Here is a 434-nt window from a genome sequence, read left to right on the forward strand (position 1 = left end):
GGTAGGGACCGGAGGAAGCAACAATATTCAGACCTGTTTTTAATGCGACTTCTCGTAATGCCTGCGCATCTCGTCCGATAGACTCAGACCCTGTGGCATCAACAATGGTGCGACCACCGAGCGAGATAAAGTTATTAATTTCGAAGATCACATCTTCAATAGGTTTGCGGTCCATATTATCAGCGCAGCAATAAGGATCGTGTTTTAATGCCCACTGGATTTCTGCCGTGACTTTTTTATCAACAAGCCGTTGTGAAAAAGGATAGCAAGGAGCATCCACAACAGAGGAAAGATCGTTGAACAGATGTTCATGAGGAAGTGTTAGCCCCATATCTTCACGGGCGACGGGGCCCGTCACAGTTTGTAGATAATCTTTCATGATTATACCTCCATTTTCTTCATTGTTTTCGAGGTTCTGTATTCCGGAATAGTGG

The 434-nt window shown here is 44.7% G+C and carries 1 protein-coding gene; it reads right to left on the minus strand.

Annotated elements, in window-relative coordinates; genetic code table 11:
• Positions 1 to 379, minus strand: a 379-nt coding sequence (locus RTW80_RS27370; protein WP_312721225.1) for a phosphotriesterase, incomplete at its 3' end; no start/stop codon positions are given.
• Positions 380 to 434: the final 55 nt, after the last annotated feature.

Source organism: Escherichia sp. AM3, from assembly GCF_032029835.1.
Lineage (GTDB): Bacteria > Pseudomonadota > Gammaproteobacteria > Enterobacterales > Enterobacteriaceae > Escherichia > Escherichia coli.